Origin of the sequence: Bacteroides sp. OF04-15BH (genome assembly GCF_003477995.1) — a bacterium.
Lineage (GTDB): Bacteria > Bacteroidota > Bacteroidia > Bacteroidales > Bacteroidaceae > Paraprevotella.
The window spans coordinates 87,950-112,314 of sequence record NZ_QUEM01000001.1 but is presented as its reverse complement, the minus strand read 5'-3'; the positions used below and the strand labels follow the sequence as shown (position 1 = coordinate 112,314).

The 24,365-nt window shown below is 47.9% G+C and carries 14 protein-coding genes; 8 read left to right on the top strand and 6 right to left on the bottom strand.

Features of this window, described 5'->3' with window-relative positions; genetic code table 11:
• Positions 1–15 precede the first annotated feature (15 nt).
• Positions 16–930 (bottom strand): nucleotidyltransferase, encoded by a 915-nt coding sequence (locus DXA74_RS00445; RefSeq protein ID WP_118524866.1) that lies wholly within the window; start codon positions 928–930, stop codon positions 16–18.
• Between the two features lie 138 nt (positions 931–1,068).
• Positions 1,069–2,610, bottom strand: coding sequence for a DUF4886 domain-containing protein (locus DXA74_RS00440; RefSeq protein WP_118524865.1), 1,542 nt, complete (start codon positions 2,608–2,610; stop codon positions 1,069–1,071).
• A 185-nt stretch (positions 2,611–2,795) separates the two neighbouring features.
• Between DXA74_RS00440 and DXA74_RS00435 the strand changes: the two genes are divergently transcribed.
• Positions 2,796–3,620 carry an AAA family ATPase gene (locus tag DXA74_RS00435; RefSeq protein WP_118524864.1) on the top strand — a complete coding sequence of 275 codons (825 nt, stop codon included), beginning with the start codon at positions 2,796–2,798 and terminating at the stop codon, positions 3,618–3,620.
• 26 nt (positions 3,621–3,646) lie between these two features.
• A complete protein-coding gene (locus DXA74_RS00430; RefSeq protein ID WP_118524863.1) occupies positions 3,647–4,747 on the top strand; it encodes a DUF4435 domain-containing protein in 1,101 nt (366 codons plus the stop codon).
• A 175-nt stretch (positions 4,748–4,922) separates the two neighbouring features.
• Here the strand turns inward: DXA74_RS00430 and trkA are convergent, their stop codons facing one another.
• Both trkA and dxs read right to left on the bottom strand, forming a co-directional pair.
• The gene (gene trkA / locus DXA74_RS00425; protein ID WP_118524862.1) at positions 4,923–6,266 is read right to left on the bottom strand and encodes a Trk system potassium transporter TrkA; all 1,344 of its coding nucleotides are present in this window, start codon (positions 6,264–6,266) and stop codon (positions 4,923–4,925) included.
• A gap of 3 nt (positions 6,267–6,269) precedes the next feature.
• Positions 6,270–8,192, bottom strand: coding sequence for a 1-deoxy-D-xylulose-5-phosphate synthase (gene dxs, locus DXA74_RS00420; RefSeq protein WP_118524861.1), 1,923 nt, complete (start codon positions 8,190–8,192; stop codon positions 6,270–6,272).
• Positions 8,193–8,284: 92 nt separating this feature from the next.
• On the opposite strand from dxs, the gene DXA74_RS00415 reads away from it, so the two are divergent.
• The 3 genes from DXA74_RS00415 (at position 8,285) to DXA74_RS00405 (ending at position 13,762) form a co-directional block, all read left to right on the top strand.
• Positions 8,285–9,268 carry a GSCFA domain-containing protein gene (locus DXA74_RS00415; RefSeq protein WP_118524860.1) on the top strand — a complete coding sequence of 328 codons (984 nt, stop codon included), beginning with the start codon at positions 8,285–8,287 and terminating at the stop codon, positions 9,266–9,268.
• A 6-nt stretch (positions 9,269–9,274) separates the two neighbouring features.
• The gene (locus tag DXA74_RS00410; protein ID WP_118524859.1) at positions 9,275–11,740 is read left to right on the top strand and encodes a bifunctional UDP-N-acetylmuramoyl-tripeptide:D-alanyl-D-alanine ligase/alanine racemase; all 2,466 of its coding nucleotides are present in this window, start codon (positions 9,275–9,277) and stop codon (positions 11,738–11,740) included.
• A 261-nt stretch (positions 11,741–12,001) separates the two neighbouring features.
• Positions 12,002–13,762, top strand: coding sequence for an alpha-L-fucosidase (locus DXA74_RS00405; RefSeq protein WP_118524858.1), 1,761 nt, complete (start codon positions 12,002–12,004; stop codon positions 13,760–13,762).
• 67 nt (positions 13,763–13,829) lie between these two features.
• Here DXA74_RS00405 and DXA74_RS00400 read toward each other — a convergent pair whose 3' ends face one another.
• Entirely contained in the window at positions 13,830–14,831 is a 1,002-nt protein-coding gene (locus tag DXA74_RS00400; protein WP_118524857.1) for a LacI family DNA-binding transcriptional regulator, read from the bottom strand.
• A gap of 48 nt (positions 14,832–14,879) precedes the next feature.
• Entirely contained in the window at positions 14,880–15,704 is an 825-nt protein-coding gene (locus tag DXA74_RS00395; protein WP_118524856.1) for a peptidylprolyl isomerase, read from the bottom strand.
• Positions 15,705–15,857: 153 nt separating this feature from the next.
• Between DXA74_RS00395 and DXA74_RS00390 the strand changes: the two genes are divergently transcribed.
• The 3 genes from DXA74_RS00390 (at position 15,858) to DXA74_RS00380 (ending at position 24,319) form a co-directional block, all read left to right on the top strand.
• Complete coding sequence (locus tag DXA74_RS00390; protein ID WP_118524855.1) at positions 15,858–20,459, top strand: translocation/assembly module TamB domain-containing protein; 4,602 nt, start codon at positions 15,858–15,860, stop codon at positions 20,457–20,459.
• Between the two features lie 6 nt (positions 20,460–20,465).
• Positions 20,466–22,940, top strand: coding sequence for a BamA/TamA family outer membrane protein (locus DXA74_RS00385; RefSeq protein ID WP_118524854.1), 2,475 nt, complete (start codon positions 20,466–20,468; stop codon positions 22,938–22,940).
• A gap of 215 nt (positions 22,941–23,155) precedes the next feature.
• The gene (locus tag DXA74_RS00380; protein WP_158575995.1) at positions 23,156–24,319 is read left to right on the top strand and encodes a porin; all 1,164 of its coding nucleotides are present in this window, start codon (positions 23,156–23,158) and stop codon (positions 24,317–24,319) included.
• Positions 24,320–24,365 lie beyond the last annotated feature (46 nt).

Below are 24,365 nucleotides of genomic sequence, written 5' to 3'. Positions count from 1 at the left end.
TCCGTTCTATTCTGATTAGAACAACTTAGCCGGATAAACACCTTCGTCTACCAAAGCCTTGATGCGAGCAACAACACCTTCGCGGTCAGCTGCGTAAGTTACACCAAACCATTTAGAAGTAGTATCCAGAATCTTAACAGTAGCTGTACCGTCGTTAATCAACTTATCTACCATCAAAGGAATAAAGAACTCAGACTTCAGGTTCTCCATGTTCTTAGGATTGCTCAAGAAAGTCTTGAAGAATTCCTCGCTATATGCGAAGTAATCCGGAGTGAATCCCCACATGTTCATAGAAACCGGAGTGTTTTCACCACCAACCGGAGTCCAGTTACCGTTCTCGTCCTTGTAGCAGATTTCGCCGTCAACCTTCATGATTTCAGTACGCTCTACAATAGCAGAAAGGTTACCCTTCTCATCCTTTGCGCAAACGCCACGAGCTACAGAGCCGTTCTCAGACAAAGTGTTTCCGATACGGAAACCAACCATTGCATACTGGTTAGTAGCACCTTCTGGAAGTTCGCTCAGGAACTTACCGATAGCCATGAAAGCATCGCGGTTGTAGAAGTCATCGCAATTGATTACGCAGAAAGGCTCCTTGATAGCATCCTTACCCATCATCACAGCGTGGTTAGTACCCCAAGGCTTCTCACGACCTTCCGGACAAGTAAATCCTTCTGGCAGAGCATCCAAAGCCTGGAAAACCAGTTCGCATGGGATGTGTCCCTCATACTTGCTGATGATCTTATCACGGAATTCCTGCTCGAAATCCTTGCGGATTACAAATACCAATTTACCGAATCCGGCCTGAATGGCATCGTAAATAGAGTAGTCCATGATTGTCTCTCCGTTTGGACCCAGCCCGTCGAGCTGCTTCAAACCACCGTAACGGCTACCCATACCAGCAGCCAAAAGAAATAAAGTAGGTTTCATTTTCGCTTATTTTTAAACTATTAGGTTATGATTGTTACTGAGTACAAAAGTACAAAAATATATTGTAAAAGCCGATAGAAAAACATCTTTTTTTTACGGATGTTTTTTTATCGGCTGACAAATATTTTTCTGTTATTTTCATTTTGCCATTTCATTGCTCCATTTTCGGCACTGACTCTTGACGCTGCGCTGCACAAACTCCCGGTTTTCCCCGTTTACCGGAATACCGTAATATGTTTCAAAAGTGTTTCCGACGACGGTTGTGCGAAAGACCGGAGCCACCAGTGTTTCGAACCAGGCAGCCGAAGCCGCATAGCATCCGATACCGAGATCCAAATGCATGCCGTCGCGAGTCAGGTCGGCAGGAGGCCGGTTATATTCAGAGGCACGAAGGTCCTGAATAATCGCTCCCGAAGGAATGATCAGATCCACTCCACTCTCCTGCGCCATCATACGAACGGACTCTTCAATTTTCTGCTGCATCTTTTTCTGGTCGTAATCATAGTAGGCAAAACCCGGATAATCGGAGGCACTTCCATAGGCCCATGTCATCTGCCAGGCAAAAACAACCCGGGCATTTCCTGCCATCAGAGCCAACTCGTCCAGCAGGTCATTCAAATAAGGCTGATAGGTGCGGTACAGTCCGGAATATTCGGATGCCTGCTGCAGGACGATAACATCCCAATTTTCATATTGCAGTGCTTCGCGCAGCGTTTTGTAAGTCTCTTCCCATTTATTCCAGTATCCGGTGCTCGGATTCGATGTCCGAAAGCCATATTTGGCCTCATCATTCTGATAAAAGTCCCAATGCTGCTGCAAAGAAGCACCGCCATATTCCAACGTAGCATAAACCACATTGCGCAGTCCGTTCTGATAGGTTATCTGGGGCAGGTAAGTCATTCCGTCATTTGTAAAACTGTTTCCGATACCTAAAATCTTCAGACTGTCGGGCATAAACGGAAGTTCCGCATTACGGATATGCGGTTGTTCAAAAGATTTGTTTACCGAAATGACGGTGCCGTCCGAAAACGTGAAATCCATCTTATAGCCGGCATCCACAATATTGACGATGGCGGGCGCATCCTTTCCGTCACTTCCCTGCACCGCCTTACCGGTATCTTCGCCATTAATCACCCAGGTGCCCTGCTCACTGATTTCAACCGTAGGCGTCACCCCATCCTTTCCATACGCCGGAATGCCCGTATCTTCCCCATTGACGATCCAATGGTCATTGTCGCCGATCTCAATGGTCGGGGTTACCCCGTCCTGTCCCTGGGCCTTCACTCCGATATCCTGCCCGTTGATCCACCAGTTTCCGTTCTCTCCCACTTCTATGGTCGGAGTTACTCCGTCCTCGGGCACCGCCTGAAGTCCGGTACTCTCCCCGTCGATATACCAGTTGCCATCCTCTCCGATAGACAGGATGGGCGTATATCCGTCCTTTACCGTTATGGTCTGCCCGTCGGAAAACTCTATGATATGGCAGCCTTCCTGCTCCTTGATGCCCACCACCGTGGCCCGGTTCTGCAACTCCGTCAGCAGTTTTTTCTGCTCTTCCAGCTCAGATTTTATGAGTGCGATCTCTTCCTTCCAACTATCATCATCGCAGGCGGCAAGCCCGCAAAATCCCAACAATAAGATGCCCCAAAGGCACAAAATTCCTAAATTCAACCGTCTCATTAGAAGTCATTTTGTAAAAAGCGACGCAAGTTACAAAAAAAGTGCCAAACAGCCACACTCTTCCCCCGATTCCGGACCGAAATGGAGTCAAAAAGGAATCTCCCGAAAGACCATATATTTTCGGGAAAAAAATAGTTTTATTCATCCGGAAAATCTATCTTTGTAGGAATCATAAACTCTAGATTATGGCAAAGATAGGAGAATATATCCGCCGCATAGAGATAGAGTCTCTGTGGAGCGGGCGCCATCACATCATTTGGGATTTGCAGAAGGATGTCAACATTCTGAGCGGTGTGAACGGTGTGGGCAAAAGCACCATTCTGAACAAGGTCATCAAGCAACTCACAGCCACTGCCGGCTCTCTGGGGCGCGAAATGCCGGGCGGGGTAAAACTGTCGTTCTATCCCGAGGATGCCACCTGCATTCATTTCGATGTGATCCGCAGTGTGGACCGGCCGCTCATTCACGGCGGACTGATCGAGAAACTGACCGATGCCCGTGTGGCTACCGAGCTCGACTGGCAGATTTACCAGTTGCAGCGCCGCTATCTGGACTATCAGGTCAATGTGGGCAACCGAATGATTGAGATGCTCACGAGCGGCGACCCGGAGGCACAGAACAAGGCCCGCGAGCAGGCTGAAGCCAAAAAGCGCTTTCAGGATCTGATCGACGACTTCTTCCAGGAAACCGGAAAGAAAATCCTGCGGAAGAGCAACGAGATATTTTTCAGTCAGATCGGCGAGGTACTGTCGCCCTACCAGCTCTCTTCGGGTGAAAAACAGATACTGGTGATTCTGCTCACTGTGCTGGTCGAGGACAAATGCCCTTATGTGCTGTTCATGGACGAGCCGGAAGTGAGCCTGCATGTGGAATGGCAACAGAAGCTGATCACCACCATCCGGCAAATCAATCCGAACGTGCAGATCATCCTCACCACCCACTCACCGGCCGTGATTATGAACGGTTGGCTGGATGCCGTGACCGAAGTATCGGACATCACCACTGAATAACAACGCATTAACAAAAGGAGGCAGATATGGCCAAACGCTTATCCGAACATCTGAACTCGCTCTATCTGGGAGCTGCCAACAAGATGCGCTCCAAAACGGCACGTAAAAAAATCATTGCCTATGTGGAAAGCTATGATGATGTGTTCTTCTGGCGCATGGTCCTCGATGAATTCGAAAACGACCGGCGCTACTTCGAGGTGATGCTCCCCTCGCGCACCAATCTCGGCAAAGGAAAGAAGATCGTGCTTATGAACCAGTTGGGCAAACAGCTTGGCACAGACATGATTGCCTGTGTGGATGCGGACTATGACTATCTGTTGCAGGACACCAACTACACTTCACGCCTCATCAACCACAGTCCCTACATCTTCCACACTTATGTCTATGCCATCGAAAACTACCAGTGCTATGCGGAAAGTCTGCACAGCGTGTGCGTCATGGCCACCCTCAACGACCACCGCATCATTGATCTGGAAAGTTTTCTGGCCGAGTTCTCCAAAATCATCTGGCCGCTGTTCGTGTGGTCCATCTGGGCTTACCGCAATAATTTCTACCGCGACTTTACCATGACCGAATTCGGCAACATCGTGTCGTTCTCGGATGTCAACGTCTATCATCCCGAACATACTCTGGAGGTTGTCCGGAAACGGGTAAACCGGAAAATCGGTTATCTGCAAAATCACTTCCCGCAAGCCAAAGGGGCTTATGAACCGCTGAAGGAAGAGTTGCTGAAACTGGGAGTCACTCCGGAAACTACCTATTTGTATATGCAGGGGCACACTTTGTTTGAAAACATCGTCTGTCCGCTGCTCAATCCGGTGTGCACCCTGCTCCGCAAGGAGCGCGAACGCGAAATCCGCAATCTGGCCGAGCATGAAACCCAGATGCAAAACGAACTGTCGTGCTATCAGCACAGCCAGAGCACCGTGGAGTCGATGCTCCGTAAAAACATCAACTTCAAGAGCGCGCCTCCCTATCAGCGTCTGCGCAACGACCTGATTGCCTTTTTGGAGAGCGATGAGCAGGAAAACACGAAAAACGATCCGCAAGCCACTCCTGCTTCACAGCCTCTGTCGTATTACGACATGGCAGAAAGCAGTGAAGACAACGAAGACAATTATCTGTAACGGGAAATATTTACGTCAAAGGGGGCTGTCCGCATTCGGACAGCCCCCTTTGACGTATCAAAACACCAGCGCTCCTTTTCAGCTTTCAAAAACATCGAAATGAATTGGAAAAATCATCGTGATGACTTTCACATTTCATCAGGATCATTTTTCAGAAACACCGGCATGAGCATTCTTAATTGAAATATTTGTCCAGTTTCTTCATCAGCATGCTCTTGCAGAACACCACCACGCGGTCGCCCGCCTGAATCTGTGTATTACCGCTCACCAGCATACCTTCTCCGGCACGTACCAGTCCTCCGATGGTCACCCCATGCGGAAGTCCCAGATCCTTCACTTCCTTCTTGGTAACCTTGGCATTTGGCTTTACCAAAAATTCTGCCACATCGGCGTTGGCCAGCGTCAGACATTTTACATTGGCCACATCGGCATCCAGCATCAGCTGATAGATATGGCTGGCCGCAATTTCCTTCTTATTGATAATCGTACCGATATCCAGTTTCTCGGCCATACCGATATAATCCATATTCTCGATGAGAGCCACAGTCTTGCGCACTCCCATACGCTTGGCGGTCAGACAAGCCAGAATGTTGATCTCCGTCTGGTCGGTCAGAGCCACAAAAGCCTGTGTGTGCTCGATATCCTCATCCATCAGCAGGGAAGCATCGCGTCCGTCGCCATGAATCACCAGAGCATCGTCGGTTTCCAGCAAGTTGTTCAGTTCCATACACTTGGCGGTGTCCTGCTCGATGATCTTCACGTTCATATAGCTCGGAGCGAATTTCGCCGCATGCACACTGATCATACCGCCGCCCATGATCATCACATTGCGCACATCTTCATAATGTTCCTTTCCCACAATCTTGCGGATATAAGGAATATACTTTTTGGTACACATGAAGTAGGCCAGGTCACCCGATTTCAGTTCGTCGTCACCGTTCGGGATGATAGTTTCCTCGCCGCGCTTGATGGCTACAATATGATAGTTCACGCCCGAACCGTTCAGTTCCTTGAACGGGATGTTCAGAATCTCGGCCGTTTCACGCAATTTGATACCCAGCATGATGAGCGCTCCGTCGTGCACTTCCCACCACTGGCGCACCCAGCTTCGTTTCAGGGCCTCGGTAATTTCGCCGGCAGCCAGCAGCTCCGGATAAATCATGGAGTTGATGCCCATCTTCTTGAAGAACTCGCTGTGCTGGGGTAACAGATACTCGTCGTTGTCAATACGGGCCACAGTCTTCTGCGCTCCCATGGCACTGGCCAGCATGCAGCAGGTCATATTCTTGGTTTCGTCGGGAGTAACGGCAATAAACAGATCGGCTTTATTGGTACCCGCTTCTCTCAGACCGTTGATTGAAGTGGGATGCACATTCAACGTCATCAAGTCGAAACTGTTGGCGATATTTGCCAGTTTTTCAGGATTCTCGTCAATCAATACGATGTCCTGGTCTTCCTTGGATAAAAGTTCTGCCAAGTGAGTGCCTACACCTCCGGCACCCGCAATCACTATTTTCATAGATCAATGTTTTACGAATTGTATAATCTCACGGGCTATGCTGTTGCTGTCCAGCCCCACAATCTGATAAAGCTGTTCCACACTGCCGTGTTCCACGAACTCATCCGGCAGTCCCAGGCGCTTCACCTTCAGGGCATATCCCTTGTCGGCCATATATTCCAGCACAGCGCTGCCCAGTCCGCCGGAAATCACACCGTCCTCAAGGGTCATCACGTGGGTAAACCGCTGGGCCACTTCTTCGAGAATCTCCGTGTCTATCGGTTTCAGGAAGCGCATGTCATAATGCGCCACCGTGAGTTTCTCTCCGCGCTCCTGAGCCTCCTTCTCGGCCTGCTCGATGGCTTTTCCGGCTTCATAGGCTATCGGTCCCAATGTCAGGACGGCCAGACTTTCGCCGTCTTTCAGTTTTTCTCCCTTGCCTACCGGTATCTCCTTCATCGCGCACTTCCAGTCCACCAGATGTCCGCGCCCGCGGGGATAACGGATCACGAAAGGTCCCTTGTCCGGCAGCTGGGCCGTATACATCAGATGACGCAATTCGTGCTCGTTGCGGGGAGACGAGATGGTGAGATGCGGTATCGGGCGCAGATAGGCCAGATCGAACGCACCGTGATGCGTCGGTCCGTCTTCGCCGACCAGTCCGGCACGGTCCAGACACAACACCACGTTCAGTCTTTGTATAGCCACATCGTGAATGATATTGTCGTAGGCTCTCTGTGCAAATGCCGAATAGATATTGCAGAAAGGCAACATGCCTTCCTTGGCCATTCCTCCCGAGAAGGTCACGGCATGGCCTTCGGCAATGCCCACATCAAAGGCACGGTCGGGCATGGCTTTCATCAGGATGTTCATGGAGCATCCTGTCGGCATGGCAGGCGTTACGCCGACAATGCGGTCGTTCTGCTGCGCCAGTTCCAGCAAGGTGTTTCCAAACACATCCTGAAATCTGGGCGGCTGTCCGCTGGTGTCGCTCACGATGCGCTGGCCGGTGTCCTTATCGAACTTTCCGGGGGCATGCCAGATGGTTGCCGCCTGTTCGGCCGGCTTGAAGCCTTTTCCCTTCACCGTGTGCAGATGCAGCAGTTTCGGTCCCTTCATATTCTTAATATCACGAAGCACTTGCACCAGCTCCAACACATTATGGCCGTTACAGGGCCCGAAGTAACGGATATTCATTCCTTCGAATATATTCTGCTGGTTGCTGATGAGCGATTTCACCGAATTGTTGAACCGGATGATGCTGTTCTTCCGCTCATCGTTGAGCACTCCCCAGCGATACAGTTTCTGCGACACCTGAAAACGGAGTCGGTTGTACCACGGACTGGTGTGCAGCTGGAGCAGATAATGCTTCATGCCTCCCACACTGCGGTCAATACTCATGTTGTTGTCGTTGAGAATGATCAGCAGATTATTGGGAGTGGACGAAGCGTTGTTCAGTCCCTCAAAAGCCAGACCACCGCTCATGGAGCCATCCCCGATTACGGCAATGACATTGCGGTCGGTCTCTCCTTTTTCCTCAAAGGCAACCGACATTCCCAAGGCAGCAGAAATGGAATTGGAAGCATGGCCACAGGTAAAGCTGTCGTACTCGCTCTCTTCGGGCGAAGGGAACGGACAGATGCCATGCAGTTTCCGGTTGGTAGAAAAACGTTCTCGTCTGCCGGTCAGAATCTTGTGCCCGTATGCCTGATGCCCCACGTCCCACACAATACGGTCGTAAGGCGTATTGAAAACATAATGAAGCGCCACGGTCAGTTCAACGACCCCCAAGCTCGAAGCAAAGTGCCCCGGATTGTCGGCCAGTTCGTCGATAATGTCCTGACGCAGCTCGGCACAAACCTCTGGCAACTTCTCCACGGGAAGCTGTCTCAGGTCGGCAGGTAAATTTATTTTAGACAATAAGTTGAAGTTTCTTTCCTTACTCATGACGATATAAATTATCGCAAAATTAGCATAATTTCGATGAAGTTACCTATTTTTGCAGAATTATTTTATTCCCGAAGAATTATTTGTATCGTATGGAATTCAGGACACAAATTGAATTGCCGAACGGCATTCTCCCGCTAAATCCCTTGGACCAGACGCTCTTTGTGGGCTCGTGTTTTGCCGAAAATATCGGTTCGGAAATGGCGTCGCGCAAGTTCCCGTGTGCCGTAAATCCTTTTGGAGTGCTCTATAATCCGGCCAGCATCCGGCTATGCTTTCAGGAACTGACCGGAGAACTTCTGTCCGGAGATTTTCTGTTTGAATCGGAAACCGGATGGCATTCCTGGCTGCACGACAGCAGTTTCTGTGAAAACAGCCGCGAAGAATGCCTCAACGGTCTGCGGAACCGTCTGGAGGAAACCCGCCGGCAACTGCAAAAGGCACATACATTGTTTCTTACATTAGGAACAAACCGGGCCTATCGGCTGAAGGAACCGGGCCTGATTGTGGGCAACTGCCACAAGCAACCGGGCCGGCTGTTTGAGGAAATCACGCTGAACACCTGGGAGTGTATCGAAGAACTGGAGACGGTCATCCGTCTGTGCCGTCGGAAAAATCCCGGCTTGCGCATCGTGTTCACCGTAAGCCCTTACCGCTATGCCAAATACGGATTCCACGGAAGCCAGCTCAGCAAAGCCACCCTGCTTCTTGCTGCCGATGCGGTATGCCGCGCGCATCCGGACTTTTGTTTTTACTTCCCGGCCTACGAGATTGTGCTGGACGAACTGCGTGACTACCGCTTTTATAAGGAAGACATGCTCCACCCCTCCCCACAGGCCGTGGCCTATATCTGGGAATGTTTTCAGCAGACGTTCTTCACCCCCGAAACCCAGGAATTCGTCAAAGAATGGGAGTCGATCAGACGCGCTTTGGAGCATCGCCCCACCCGCCCGGAGTCAAAAGCTTATCAAGATTTTTTGAGTAAAACTTTGTTAAAGTTAGAAAGCATACGAAAAAAATATCCGAACTTAGCATTAAGTTATGAATTCGATTGGTTATCTAGTCGCCTAAAATAAAAGAATATGGCCTATTCATTAGAACAAATTGCTTCACTCATCGGAGCCAAGCACATTGGAAATCAGGACTCCAAAATTGATTGGATCCTTACAGACAGCCGTTCTTTATGCTTTCCGGAGGAATCTCTGTTCTTCGCCTTGAAAAGCAATCGTAATGACGGACATCATTATATCCCCGAACTTTATCAGCGCGGAGTGCGCAATTTTGTAGTCAGTGCCCCACCCCAAGACATGAGCCGCTATGCCGACGCCAACTTCCTGGTGGTGCTGGACCCGCTCAAAGCGCTGCAACGCCTGGCCGAACGCCACCGCGAAGCATTCAACATACCGATTATCGGCATCACCGGCAGCAACGGCAAGACCGTAGTCAAGGAGTGGCTTTATCAGATTCTGTCGGACAACTATGTCATTGCCCGCTCACCGCGCAGCTATAACTCGCAGATCGGTGTACCCCTGTCTATCTGGAATCTGAACGCACAGACGGAATTGGGTATCTTCGAAGCCGGTATCTCGCAGTGTGGCGAAATGGAAGCCCTGCAGACCATCATCCAGCCGCAATACGGCATCTTCACTTCATTGGGCAATGCGCATCAGGAAAACTTCGTGTCTATGGACGAGAAGTGTCACGAAAAGCTGAAGCTCTTCAAAGATGCCGAACTCCTTATTTATAATGAAGACAATACAATGATCAAGGAAGGCATACAGAGCTATGGCATGAGCAGCAAGGCCTTCGGTTGGTCATTCCATAACCCGGATGCCCGCCTGTTTGTGCGTCCCGAATATCAGGAACGCTCCACCGTGCTGACCTACCGTTATCAGGGCACTACCGATCAGGTGGAAATCCCGTTCATCGACGAAGCGTCCATCACGGATGCCACTCACTGTCTGGCCATGGCATTGTACCTGAATGTGGACCGCAACGTCATCCGACAGAAAATGGCCCAACTGGAGCCCATCGCCATGCGTCTGGAAGTGATTGAAGGTAAAAACGGCTGTACGCTGATCAACGATAGTTATAACTCTGATTTCAATGCCCTGGACATAGCTCTGGACTTTATGAACCGCCGCCCGGACTGCCAGGGAAAAGAGCGCACCGTGTTGCTGAGTGACTTGTGCCAAACCGGAGAAAAGCCAGAAGAACTGTATGGCAAGGTGGCCACCTTAATGGAAAGCCGCCACATCAAGAAGGTAATCGGTGTGGGCGAAGCCATCAGCCAGTTTGCCGACCATTTCCCGATGGAGCATCATTTCTTCACTACGACCGACGAACTGATTGGCAGCGGTCTGCTCGAAACCTTGCGCAACGAGGTGATCCTCATCAAGGGAGCCCGCACCTTCCGTTTCGACGAACTGACCGAACTGCTGGAACTCAAGGTGCACGAAACAATCCTGGAGATTGACTTGAATGCCGTGGTAGAAAACATGAACTACTACCGCAGTTTCATGAAACCGGAAACCAAGATGGTATGCATGGTCAAGGCTTCGGCCTACGGTGCCGGTGCCGTCGAAATTGCCAAGACGCTTCAGGATCATCACGCCGACTATCTGGCTGTGGCTGTGGCCGACGAGGGAGCGGATCTGAGAAAAGCCGGTATCAAATCGAACATCATGATTATGAATCCGGAAATGACCGCTTTCAAGACTTTGTTTGAATATGAACTGGAACCCGAAGTATACAGCTTCCGACTGCTCGACGCTCTGATTCATGCGGCAGAGAAAGAAGGCATCACCAACTTCCCGATCCACATCAAACTCGATACCGGTATGCACCGTCTGGGATTTGACCCATATAAGGATATGGAACAGCTCATCGAAAAGCTGAAACACCAGACTGCGGTTATCCCGCGCTCGGTATTCTCTCACTTTGTGGGCAGCGATGCCGACGGGTTCGACGAATTCTCCAAATTACAGTATGAACGCTTCCTGCATGGCAGTGACATGCTTCAGAAAGCATTCCCGCACAAGATTCTGCGCCATATCTGTAACAGTGCCGGAATCGAACACTTCCCCGAACGCCATCTCGACATGGTTCGCCTGGGACTGGGCCTTTACGGTATCAATTCGCGCAACAACGAAACCATCAACCACGTCAGCACCCTGCGCACAACCATCTTGCAGATTCACGATGTGCCCAAGGAGGACACCGTGGGCTACAGCCGCAAAGGCATCCTGCACCGCGACAGCCGCATAGCTGCCTTGCCGATCGGTTATGCCGACGGACTGAACCGCAAACTGGGTTGCGGACGCGGCTACTGTCTGGTCAACGGACAGAAAGCACCTTACGTGGGCAACATCTGTATGGATGTGTGCATGATTGACGTTACGGACATCGACTGCAAGGAAGGAGATTCTGTAGAAATCTTCGGAAAGAATCTTCCGGTAACGGTTCTGAGCGACTTGCTGGATACCATCCCTTATGAAATTCTTACCGGTATCAGCACCCGCGTGAAACGTGTTTATTTCCAGGGATAAAGCACTAGTATAAATATAAAAGAAAGGTGTATCAAAACGTATATTATGGCAGATTTTGATACACCTTTCTTGTTTTATAGTAAAGACTCTTACTTTCACAAGCCCTCATCTTTATCTGAATTTTAAAATTCCATAATCTTTCCAATCTCTACATTTTTTCAAAAATTCTTTGCCTATATATCCTTTTATATATATCTTTGCAATGCACACGTGTGCATTTTAAGAAAATAACCCTAATCAAAACCTCAAAAACCAGTACACATGAAAAGTTCTATTCTATTAGCCAGTTTTATTTTTGCCTGTTCGGCACTCTGTCATGGACAAGAGATTACAACTGGAAAATTCAAAGAGTTATGTAAGGTATACATGTCGGCCACTCGTATCTTAGGCGAAATGAAAACATCATCAGACTGGCCTAAAACCAATGAGGATTTAAAAAAGCTACGAGAAAAAGGCTTGAACAATTCTTCATTACAAGAAATTTTGCAACTTACGTATCCGACTTGCCCAAAAGAATTTAAAGATGAGTACGAAAAAGCCTTGCAAAAACAGGCTGAAATGAAAGATGCCATAAAACGTTTGTCTATGGGCGGAGTCTTGCAATCAAAAGAAATTGCCACACAAATCGATAACTTTGCCCAAGCATTCAAACTTCAGGAATTAGTTTACGACGAACGAAAAGACGGTGAAGGAGCTCCATTTGAAACCAAAAAACAAAGAGATGCCCGTATGAAATGGTGGCGTGACGGAAAATTTGGCATGTTTATTCATTATGGTCTGTACTCAGGACTGGCGGGAGAATTTCAAGGAAAAAAATATGAAGGATGTGTTGAATGGATACAAATGCAATCAGGTGCTGATTTTGAAACCTATAAAAAAGAAGCACTTCCCCGCTTTAATCCTCAAAGCGGTATGGCTGAACAATGGGTCAAACTGGCAAAAGAAGCCGGATGCGCTTATACAGTCTTAACCAGCCGACATCATGAAGGATTCAATATGTTTGAAACTCCTGAATATGATTTCAATGTAAAAAAGGCCAAAGGTATTGACATTGTCAAGGAGTATGCCGCAGCCTGCAAAAAATATGATATGAAAGCCGGCTATTATTTTTCACTGCTTGACTGGAATCATCCGGATTATGATCCTACCGGCTCCGGTATTTCCTATCCAGCCGGAAATTATGCTGCCGCCCAACAGGGAAAACGCCACTTTGGCAATCATCAAAAATACAAAGAATATTTGTTTGATATCTTCAATGAATTATTGGACAACTATAAAGTAGATCTCGTCTGGTGGGACTTCAGTCAACCCAAATTTCAAGGTGATGCTGCATGGGGAGCTACACGATTAATGAAAACATTGTTTGACAAATATCCCAAAGCCATTCAAAACAACCGTCTTTATCACTCTGACAACCATTTGAGTGAAGGAGGTATCAAAGTAACTCCAACCTGGAAAGGTGATTATTCTACAGCAGAACATCATATTCCCGCAACAGGCATAGATGGAGACTGGGAGGCCTGCCAAACCTTAAACGGCACCTGGGGATACTCTGCAGACAATCAAAAATGGAAATCGGCGGATGAATTGATTCATGAATTGGTAGACGTTGTCAGCCGAGGTGGAAACTTTCTTTTAAATATCGGTCCCAAACCAGACGGTTCTATCCCAGAAGAAAGCATCAGATTGTTTCAAAGCATTGGCAAATGGATGAAAACAAACGGTGAAGCTATTTATGGAACCCGTGCCAATCCATTCGATCAGGAATTCAGTTGGGGAAGAGTCACCAGAAAAGGAAAAGACAAGCTATATCTTATTATTTATGAGAAACCCGAGAATGGAAAAATTGAATTGCCATGTACTTTCAAAAAAGAAAAAGCAAAAGCAAATAAATTGAACGAAAAGAAAAATGTTCCGATTGTCCTGGATCATTCAAATAAAAAATGTGTTCTGGATATTAATTCCGTACATATAGAGAAACCGGCTACCGTAGTCGAACTCAACGGTGAATGGCAACTGTAACACCCTATAAAAAGTACCCTCTGTTTTGTCACACATAAATGAAGTGATAAAACAGAGGGTATCTTTCTTATAAACTGTCTCGAAGTTCTAACGTTAAAGGCAAAACTATGTCTTGTTTTTCATTTTCCTGATATTCTATAGCATGCAGAAGCAAATCCAATAATGTATGCGACAATAATTCTATGGACTGGGAAAATGTAGCCAACTCCGGTTCACAGACAAGTCCCATAGGATTGTCATCAAAACCGACTACAGACACCTCATCAGGCACAGAAATCCGTTTTTCTTTTAAAAATCTGAGAACCCCGATTGCAACTTCATCATTAATACAGATAATCGCATCCGGCGTATCTCTGTCCTGAAAGAGACAAGAAGCAGCCTTATATCCATCGGCAATAAAAATCTGCTCAGCCTCGACCACTTTTTCAAAATCAAGACCGGATTCATGTATCGCATCCCGATAAGCATTCAAACGATCACTGAAAATAGTTGTATAACCGTGATAGGAAATATAAGCAATACGCTTTTTCCCACGAAGAACCAACTCAGCAACCACTTGTTTCATAGCTTTGTGATTATCCAAAGTTATAGTGGGTAAAAGGGTTGATTGAGGGACACGGTCAAAGAAAACCAACGGAATATTTTCTTCTGCCAACAGATTGAAATGCGTTGTCGTTTGCGTACGTAAACCTACAGAAGCAGCCACTCCTGCCACTCGCATACTAATTAACAATTGAATGATATCCCGCTCCACTTCCGGATTGTCATTGGACTGGAATATCATGACCAACACTCCTTTTTCACGCGCCAATTCCGTGATACAGGATATCAGTCGAGAAAAGAAATGATGCTTCAGATCAGGAATAATAAAAGATATAATATTAGTTCTTCCGTTTCTAAAGTTTTGGGCTAAAAGATTCGGAGTATAACCCATATTTCGTACTTCTTCTAAAATGCGATTTCGGGTTTCTTCTTTTACCTTCTTACTCCCCTTCAAGGCACGAGAAACTGTAGCATGATGTATTCCCAATTTTTGTGCTATATCTTTGATTGTTATATCTTTTTTCATATCCAACAGTTATAATCTCTCTATGCCCAAACTTCCCAACAAACACAACTATTCCTCAACGTAGGCTTTCTTTATAAAGACCTCTTCCACCGGACGTTCTTTGCGGGTTTTCACTTTCTCAATGGCTTCGGCCACCTGAATTCCCTCAATGACTTCACCGAACACGGTGTATTCGCCATCCAGGTGCGGAGCGCCGCCTTCAGAAGCATAGGCCGCTTTCTGGGCTTCGTTGAAATAGGCCGGCGGATTCTGGGCCACCATAGCCTCAGCCTGCTGCATCAGCGAATCCTTCAGTGCCTGATACTTCTCCTGATCGGAACGGCGCAACAGGAAGAGTTCCTTCATCCGGCTGCGGGAAAGGGTGTCATAACACTCATCTACCTTGCTCTGATAAATGGCCTGATGCAGTTCCATCAGTTGGGCACCGTCATAGGTATGTCCCGTCACGATATAGAACTGGGTACCGCTGGATGCGCGCTCCGGGTTCACATCATCCCCCATACGGGCAGCTGCCAAAGCTCCTTTCTTGTGGAAATACTTGGGGTAGACAATCTCGGCCGGGATGGTATACTGATACTGGTTGGTGTCCACAGCCAGAGGCATGCCGGCCGGTTTCAGTCCCGGATCACCGGTTTGGATCATAAAGTTACGGATCACACGGTGGAACAGAATGTTGTCATAAATACCTTCTTTCACCAACTTGATAAAATTGTCCCGATGTTTGGGCGTATCATTATACAACTTGACACGGATGTCTCCCATCGAGGTTTCAATGCACACAATTGTTTCTTTTTCCATATTCTTTTTCTGGTTACTGCATCCTGCAATCATCATGATGAATGAAAGCAGTAAAATAGATCGCACGATTCTCATAATCCTCTTTTTATTTGCAAAGATAAGCTTTTCGTTTGAATGTAAGTCTCTTTCCCGGATTTTCGAAGATATAAAGTATGGATTTGAGTGGATATTGGAATTAATTCATATCTTTGTGTTTCATTAAACTAGAAAACTATACCTTTTATTTTTATGAAAAAGCTTTTGAAATGGACAATCGGGATTCTGTTGAGCCCTGTCATTCTGTTCATTCTTCTTTCTATATTGCTCTATATTCCACCGGTTCAGCGCTTTGCGGTGCGTACCGTCACGGAATATATCTCCGAAAATACCGATACCAAGGTGTCGGTAGAAAGTCTGCGTCTTTCCTTCCCTCTTGACCTGAAACTGGAGGAATTCCGGATGAACGACCGCAGCAATGGATTGCTCGTGGGCGTAGAGTCATTGATTGTGGACCTGCGTCTGACTCATCTGTTGCGGGGACAGGTTGATGTGGAAGGCATCACGCTGAATCAGGGTATGGTCAATACCCAGAAGATTATCCCGGGAGTATCGGTGCAAGGTGAGGTGGGACGCTTCTTTATCAACTCACACGGCATAGACCTGAAGAAATCGGAGGTGATTGTCAATAACGCACAACTGGATGATTCCAATGTACGGATCTTGCTGAACGATTCGACCTCGGAAGATACGACAACCAGCGGACCGGTATTGTGGAAAATACGTCTGAAAAAGGTGGGTATAGACAACACGGCCCTGCATCTGAGTATGCCGGGAGATACTATGCAGATAGACAGTCGGTTGCGACAGGCTCTGTTAAAAGACGGTCTGGTGGATCTGGAGAAGAACCGGTATACTGTGCGCCAGTTCCAGTTGCAGGCTGATACCTTGAAATATAACATTACAACAGCCCCAACTGTTTCGGGATTGGACTACAACCATATTCTTTGTCAGAATATCGGTATCGGTATTGATTCGATAGACTTTAATCTGGAACCGATGCTGCTTCAGGCTCAAATCAACAAGTTCGCCTTGCAGGAAAAAAGCGGGCTTGCCGTGACCAACCTCAGCGGAGCAATCCGGTTGGACAGTGCGGGCATACAGTCGCCTCAACTGTTATTGAACACTCCGGATTCTTATCTCAAGGCTTCGGTGGACATGGTCTGGACGGCTGTGGATGCCACGGCCAAAAATCCGGGTAAGTTCATGGTGCGTCTGTTGGGTAGTATCGGCAAACAGGATCTGTTGCTTTTCGGAGGCGCCCTGCCCAAAAGCTTTGCCCGGGCCTACCCCAACCGACCGATGAGCGTCCGCGTATCTGCCGACGGAAACCTGTCACGTCTGAAACTGCAGACTCTGGAGGTGCAGCTTCCGGGTGCCTTTACCCTGAAAACCAAAGGCGAAGCCTGGAATGTGACGGATATGGAGAAACTGCGCGGCAATCTTCAGATTAACGGACAAACACAGAATATTGATTTTGTCAAGACCTTGGCCGGTCCTGACGGTATGCAGGGAATCGCTCTGCCTCCTATTACCCTGAACGGCAAAGTGGGCATTGACGGTAGCCGCTATCAGGCTGATCTTCAGCTGAGAGAAAGCCGAGGCGTGGTGCAGATGAAAGGAGCATTCAATCAAAAACAGATGAGCTACCGCGCCGATGTTCAGGTGCGCAACCTGAATCTGACTCATTTCCTGCCCAAAGATTCACTATACCATCTGTCGGCAACAGCTCACGTTCAGGGACAGGGCACAGACCCGCTTTCACGTCATACCCGTCTGAACGGTAAGGTTTCGCTGGATTCTTTGGGCTACGGCAAGTATCATATCAGTGATATCGAACTGAAGACCTCGCTGCAAAAGGGAGAGGCCATTGCCACACTGAACGGAGAAACTCCGTTGTTTAAGATTGATACCTATCTGAAAGCGCTGCTCAGCAAAAAGGAAATCGGAGCGGAACTGCGGATGGGACTGGCAGAGGTGGATCTTTATGGACTGGGACTGTCGCCCAAACCGCTGAAAACAAATCTGATGCTGAGTGTGGACGGAGCATCCAACCTGAAAGACAAGCATGAGGTGGACGCACAGATCAGCCATCTGGTGCTTACCACCCCCGATTCGACTTATAACACCAAAAACCTGAAGCTAAAAGCGCTGGCTTATCCGGACACGACTTATGCCTATCTGGAATCCGGCGACATGCTGCTGAATATCAGTGCACGCGAAAACTACATGGATATCAGCACTAAGGCAACGGATTTCCTGCAAGCCTTGAATGATCAGGTGAAACGGAAACATATTGATCAGGATTCGCTGAAGACATTGCTTCCAATGCTCAAACTGAAAATCGTTTCCGGACGCGACAATCCGATCATCAACTATCTTTCGACCAGTGGATACTCTCTGAAGGATTTGTTCTTTGATTTGGAGAGTGATCCGAATGTGGGACTTAACGGAGGAGGACATATCTATGCCCTGAACACAGGCGGCATTCTGATTGATACGATACAGACTCATATCTATCAGGATAGCACGGGCGTGAAGCTGGACAGCCGCATTAAAAACGGTCCTAAAAACAAGCAGATTGTATTTGAAGCATTGCTGAATGCCAATATCTATGCCACCGGAGCCGGAGTAAATCTGGTATATTACGACGAGAAACGGAAAAAAGGTGTAGACCTGGGAGCCATTGCGCACATTGAGGATTCCGGAGCACGCGTCTCGCTCTATCCGGCCGAGCCGATTCTGGCTTATCGCCGTTTCAAGCTGAATCCGGATAATTTTGTTTTCCTGGGAAATAACAAACAGATAGAGGCCAATATTGATTTGCAGGCCGATGACAGTACCGGTATCCAGATTTACAGTACCGCTGGAGAGCATGTCTTGCAGGATCTGACCGTGTCCTTGAGTCACATCAATCTGGACGAGCTGACTTCGGTCATCCCGTACGCACCGCGTATCAGCGGTTTCCTGAAAGGCGATACGCACATGATGCGTACTGAGGAGGAACTGTCGCTGAGCAGTGAACTGGAGGTCAACAATATGGCTTATGAAGGGGCTTCGCTGGGAGACATCGGCCTCAGCCTGATCTATATGCCCGATGATGACGGTACTCATGCCGTAGACGCCATGATTCTGCAAAACCATAAGGAAGTGGCCAGTCTGTCGGGAAGCTATAACGGCAATTCGGAGACGGAAGCTATTGATGCCAATCTGGAACTGCTGAGATTCCCGCTGTCTATGGCCAACGGTTTCATCAGCGATCAGATGGCGACACTGAACGGTTATGCCAACGGCAATATCAGTCTGACGGGAAGCACGGCCAAACCGTTGATTAATGGAAAAGTACTGCTCGATTCGGTAAATATCCGGTCAAAGGAATACAGCCTGGCCCTACGCATCAATAAGGACTCCATTGAGTTGCAGAACAACATACTGAACCTGAACAAGATTGATCTTTATGGTTCAAACAAGAATCCGCTGACGGTAGACGGCAGTATCAATATGAAGGACTTGGGCGACATCAAACTGGATTTGAGCATGCAGGCCCGGAATTTCGAACTGATCAATGCTTCAAAGACCAAGGATGCCACAGCCTACGGAAGGGTGATGGTAGACCTGAATACAACGCTGAAAGGAGACATGAACGACATCAGCATGCGCGGACAGCTGAATGTACTGGGTAGCACGGATGTGACTTATGTCCTTAAAGATTCTCCGCTTACGGTGGAAGACCGGTTGAGTGATCTGGTAACCTTTACGGATTTCTCTGATACAACGGAGCATGCTCAGGTAGTACGGCCGCGCCCGATGAACATCGACATGGTAATGGTGCTGAACATTGACCAGGCCGCTCAGGTACACTGCCTGCTCAGTCCGGACCGTTCGCATTACATTGATTTGGAAGGCGGCGGTGCGCTGACCATGATTTATACCCCCGACGGTGACTTGCAGTTGAGCGGCCGTTATGAGGTGATCAGCGGTGAAATGCGTTACTCCCTGCCGATTATCCCGCTCAAGACCTTTACCATCAAGAGTGGCAGCTATGTGGAGTTCACCGGAAATATGCTGAATCCGCGCCTCAGTCTGGCTGCAACAGAACGGGTACGAACCACGGTGACTGAGAATGAAGTGCCGCGCACCGTAAGCTTCGACGTCGGTATCTCCATCAGTCAGACTCTGGAAAATATGGGACTGGAGTTTACGCTCGAGGCTCCCGAGGATATGAATGTGCAGAACGAACTGGCTTCCATGTCGGTAGAACAGCGCGGTCGTCTGGCCGTGACCATGTTGGCCACAGGTATGTATCTGTCGAACAATAATGCCAGCAGTTTCTCTACATCGAATGCCCTGAATGCTTATTTGCAAAGCGAAATCTCCAAGATCAGCGGACGTGCACTCAGTACGATTGATCTGAGCATCGGTATGGAGAATTCCACTTCGGCCAGCGGCAGCAACCAGACGGATTATTCTTTCCAGTTTGCCAAACGCTTCTGGGGAAACCGCATCAGCGTGATTGTCGGCGGTAAGGTTTCTACCGGAGAAGATGTCGAGAACACGGGAGAAACCCTGATCGACAACGTGTCGGTGGAATATCGTCTGGACAACTCCGCCACCCGCTATGTCAAGGTATTCTATGACAAGAGCTATGAGTCACTGCTCGAAGGTGAGATTACGGAGATGGGTGCCGGTTTGGTGCTCCGAAAGAAAATGACCCGATTAGGCGAACTCTTTATTTTCAAGAAACGGCAGAACAAAAAAGAAGAGCCGGCGGATTCGGTAAAAACAGAGAAGTAAACAAACATGATGAAGATACGGAATATTATTTATGCCTTGTGCAGTCTGGTTCTCGTTTCGGGATGTTCTACGACCAAGAACATCCCCGAGGATGAGACACTCTATGCCGGTATAGAAGAAATAGCCTTTGGTTATAAGGCAGGTACCAAGAAGAAAAAGAAAGAGAAGGAAAAAGGAGTCATTACCTCGCTTGCGGATGCCTATAAGACCGTAGATGAGGTGCTGGTCAAGAAAAATGCCTCTGTTTTAAAGAATCAGGAACTGACCAAAGAAGAGAAAGACTCCATAAAACAGGAGGAAGAGCACATCAAGGAAGCATATACCAAGGCGCAGGAGGAGGTGGAGGCTGCATTGGCCTATGCTCCCAATGCCTCGCTTATGGGTAGTTCTTCCATACGACATCCGTTTCCGGTACGTCTGTGGATTTACAACAGCTTCGTAAATTCAAAGAATAAGATCGGCAAATGGATATTCAATCAGTTTGCGGCAACTCCTATTTATATCAGTACCGTGAATCCGGAAGTGCGTTCTCTGGTGGCTCAGAACACCTTGCGGAACTATGGCTTCTTTTTCGGCACAGTGTCGCACGAGATTCTTCCGCTGAAGAATCCCCGCGAGGCAAAGATTGCCTATACGGTGATGCCGAATCATCTGTACCGTCTGGATTCCATTGCATACTTGCATTTTTCTGTCGGAGCCGACAGTCTGATCCGGAATACCATGTCCCAAACCTTATTGAAAAAGGGAGATGCGTTCAGCGTGTTGAACCTCGACGGGGAGCGCAGCCGTCTGAACAGCCTGTTCCGGAACAATGGTTTCTTCTATTACAAACCGGAGTATATTGCTTATCGTGCAGATACGGTAGCAAAACCTTACAAGGTGCAATTGCAGGTGATGCCGGCAGCCAATATCCCGAAAGCCGCACAAAAGAAATATTATCTGGGAAAAACCAAAATCAATATCTACCAGCAGAACGATTTTGAACTGACCGATTCTATCGGACGGAAGGATTTCAAGATGTTTTTCTCAGACAAGAAGCATAAAACGCCTTTGAAGATGAATGCAATCCGCCGCTATCTGTTCTATAAGAAGGGGGATCTGTATCGGGAAGATTTGCAGAACTTCATCCAGGAGCAGTTGAGCGGAATGGGAGTATTCAGTCAGGTGAGCATGAAATATGTGCCGCGCGATTCGATGATGACCAGCGATACGCTGGATATTGAAATCAATGGTGTGCTGGACAAACCTTATGATGGTGAGTTTGAGGCAAAGGTAACCTCTAAGAGCAATGATCAGGTGGGACCCGGTATCTCTTTCGGAATGTCCAAGCGAAATGCTTTCCGGGGAGCGGAGAAATTGAAGTTCGAGGTACACGGCTCTTATGAATGGCAGACCAATTCCAATGTGGTCGGTGACAATTCCGTAATCAATTCCTATGAATACGGAACCTCCCTTTCTCTGGATTATCCGCGTCTGGTCATGCCGGGATGGCGCAAACTGTCGCGCAGGGCTTTTACCAGTACATCGTTTACGTTGGATGCCACTTGGCTGAACCGGGCCAATTTCTTCAATATGGTGTCCCTCAGTGCCCGTGTGGCCTACACCTATCAGAGCAAACTTCGTGTCAAGCATGAGTTCATTCCTTTCCGTCTGGATTATGACGAATTGCTGAAAACCACGCCACGCTTCGATTCGATCATGAATGCCAATGAGGCACTCTACATCAGTATGCGTAACCAGTTTGTGCCCTCGATGCGCTATATTATGACTTATTCCAGCAGTAAAAAGGCGCGTAACCCGATAGCTTTTACCTTAGATGTCAAGGAAAGTGGAAACGTGACTTCCGGAGTGTTTGCTGCCTTTGGACAGCCTTTTAACCAAAAGGACAAGAAGCTGTTTAAAGTACCTTTTGCCCAGTATATACGTCTGACAGCAGATTTCCGTGAGTCGTTCAAACTGACTTCCAGAAGCAGTCTGGTGGGACGCATCTCTTTGGGAGCCATATATAGTTACGGTAACTCTACCAATGCTCCTTACAACGACCTGTTCTATGTGGGAGGTGCCAACAGTATCCGTGCATTCAACATGCGTGGAGTGGGACCGGGCTCCAATGTACCGGGACTTTCGCGCTACTCTTACGTAGACCAGATGGGTGACATTAAGTTTGAGGCGAATCTGGAATACCGCTTCCCGATTGTGGGAAGCCTTTACGGAGCCACATTCCTTGATGCCGGTAATGTGTGGCTGATGCATGCCGATCCGAACCGTCCCGGCGGAAACTTCGATCTGAAGCGTCTGGGCCGTGAGATTGCTCTGGGCACAGGATTGGGTGTACGTTATGACTTGGAGTTTCTGGTGCTGCGCTTTGATGTAGGTGTCGGACTGCATGCTCCATACGATACCGGAAAAAGCGGTTACTACAATTTACCGCGTTTCAAGAAGAGTCTGGCCTACCATCTGGCTGTAGGTTATCCTTTCTAAACGCTTTTTGTGAACCATATAAAAACCTGCAGGTTGCAAAAATACAAATCATTTCATTTTGCAACCTGCAGGTTTTGTCTATCTTTGCAACCTAATATTTTATTTTTTAACTATCAATCATTTTTTTATTCATGAAACGAGTATCGCTTCTAGTTTTTGTATTCTCAAGTTTATTCTGTTTGATTACCGACTCCTGGGCACAGAATCAAGCTCCGATGCTGGATTCTACTTCCACCGAGCCTTCATTATATGAACGGATAGCCGGTCAGAACGCACGGGAGCTTAGTTCACACATGAATTTCAATTTCTGCACGACCGAGCACACGGATTTTCAGAATTTTGAATTTACGGAATCGAAATTCAAGATCCGCCGCATGCGTTGGGAAATCTATGGAGATATTGCTCCGACTTTGTCATTTCACTTCCGTCAGAACCTCAACGGTTCTTTTGAGCTGAGCGGCATGGAAAATATCAACAATTCCATTGAAATGGCCTTTGTACGCTGGAAACCCACGGAAAAGGTGGAATTGATGATCGGAAAGCAATTCCTGAATGTCAGCGGTTATGAGTGTTGGGTGAACGGCGTGGATGTGCGTGAGTTTTCGGATTTCAACGATTATTTCAATCCTTGCCGCGCAGGTGTAACGGCAAATTTCCATTTCACTCCGGATCAGATGTTGGGATTACAGCTGGCCAATTCCATTCCCAATACCCTGGATAAATATTTGCCGTATAGCGTGCCTACCTCTATAGAGAAATCCAAGGCTCCGCTGATTGCCGGTGCGCAGTGGATCGGTTACTTTGCCAACAAGGCACTCATGCTGCAGTATTCCGCTTCTTTCGGCAATATGGCCAAGAACAAGAACCAGCTGATGCTTACCGGAGGAAATGTATGGAAGAAAGGACCGGTGACAGCTTATCTGGACTTTATGTACTCCCGCGAAGGACTGGATACCAAAGGTCTGGTGAGCCAGTTGAGCGACCTGACCACCGCAGCCGAGGGAAATGCACAGCCTTGGGCACCGGTATCGGCACAGAATGTGGAATATTTTACCACAATTGCCAATATCGACTATCGGGTTCACAAAAACTGGAATGTGTTTGTCAAGGGAGCCTTTGAAACAGCCGGAGTCTATGAAAGCAATGGACTGAAGAACAATCAGGAAGTTCTGTTCCCCAAGGGACTTTATAAGCGCACCTGGAACGGTCAGCTTTGTGCCGAGTATATTCCGATGCCCGAACGGGACAATCTGCGCTTCTATGCACATCTGCTGTATAAAAAATATAACTATACCTCACTGGGTAAGCAGTTGGGCGCAGCCAATAATGACATGCAGCGCATCACATTGGGCCTGGTATATACCATACCGGTGTTCTAACCTCCTACCCCTATAAAAATAGTCCGGATAAATGATTTCAGTTTAT

Excerpts from the sequence above, each read along its gene's own strand:
- DXA74_RS00395 (WP_118524856.1), bottom strand. The coding sequence starts at position 15,704 with ATGAGAATCGTGCGATCTATTTTACTGCTTTCATTCATCATGATGATT.
- DXA74_RS00440 (WP_118524865.1), bottom strand. The coding sequence starts at position 2,610 with ATGAGACGGTTGAATTTAGGAATTTTGTGCCTTTGGGGCATCTTATTG.
- DXA74_RS00435 (WP_118524864.1), top strand. The coding sequence starts at position 2,796 with ATGGCAAAGATAGGAGAATATATCCGCCGCATAGAGATAGAGTCTCTG.
- DXA74_RS00380 (WP_158575995.1), top strand. The coding sequence starts at position 23,156 with ATGCTGGATTCTACTTCCACCGAGCCTTCATTATATGAACGGATAGCC.
- DXA74_RS00390 (WP_118524855.1), top strand. The coding sequence starts at position 15,858 with ATGAAAAAGCTTTTGAAATGGACAATCGGGATTCTGTTGAGCCCTGTC.
- trkA (WP_118524862.1), bottom strand. The coding sequence starts at position 6,266 with ATGAAAATAGTGATTGCGGGTGCCGGAGGTGTAGGCACTCACTTGGCA.
- DXA74_RS00405 (WP_118524858.1), top strand. The coding sequence starts at position 12,002 with ATGAAAAGTTCTATTCTATTAGCCAGTTTTATTTTTGCCTGTTCGGCA.
- DXA74_RS00445 (WP_118524866.1), bottom strand. The coding sequence starts at position 930 with ATGAAACCTACTTTATTTCTTTTGGCTGCTGGTATGGGTAGCCGTTAC.
- DXA74_RS00385 (WP_118524854.1), top strand. The coding sequence starts at position 20,466 with ATGATGAAGATACGGAATATTATTTATGCCTTGTGCAGTCTGGTTCTC.
- DXA74_RS00430 (WP_118524863.1), top strand. The coding sequence starts at position 3,647 with ATGGCCAAACGCTTATCCGAACATCTGAACTCGCTCTATCTGGGAGCT.
- dxs (WP_118524861.1), bottom strand. The coding sequence starts at position 8,192 with ATGAGTAAGGAAAGAAACTTCAACTTATTGTCTAAAATAAATTTACCT.
- DXA74_RS00415 (WP_118524860.1), top strand. The coding sequence starts at position 8,285 with ATGGAATTCAGGACACAAATTGAATTGCCGAACGGCATTCTCCCGCTA.
- DXA74_RS00400 (WP_118524857.1), bottom strand. The coding sequence starts at position 14,831 with ATGAAAAAAGATATAACAATCAAAGATATAGCACAAAAATTGGGAATA.
- DXA74_RS00410 (WP_118524859.1), top strand. The coding sequence starts at position 9,275 with ATGGCCTATTCATTAGAACAAATTGCTTCACTCATCGGAGCCAAGCAC.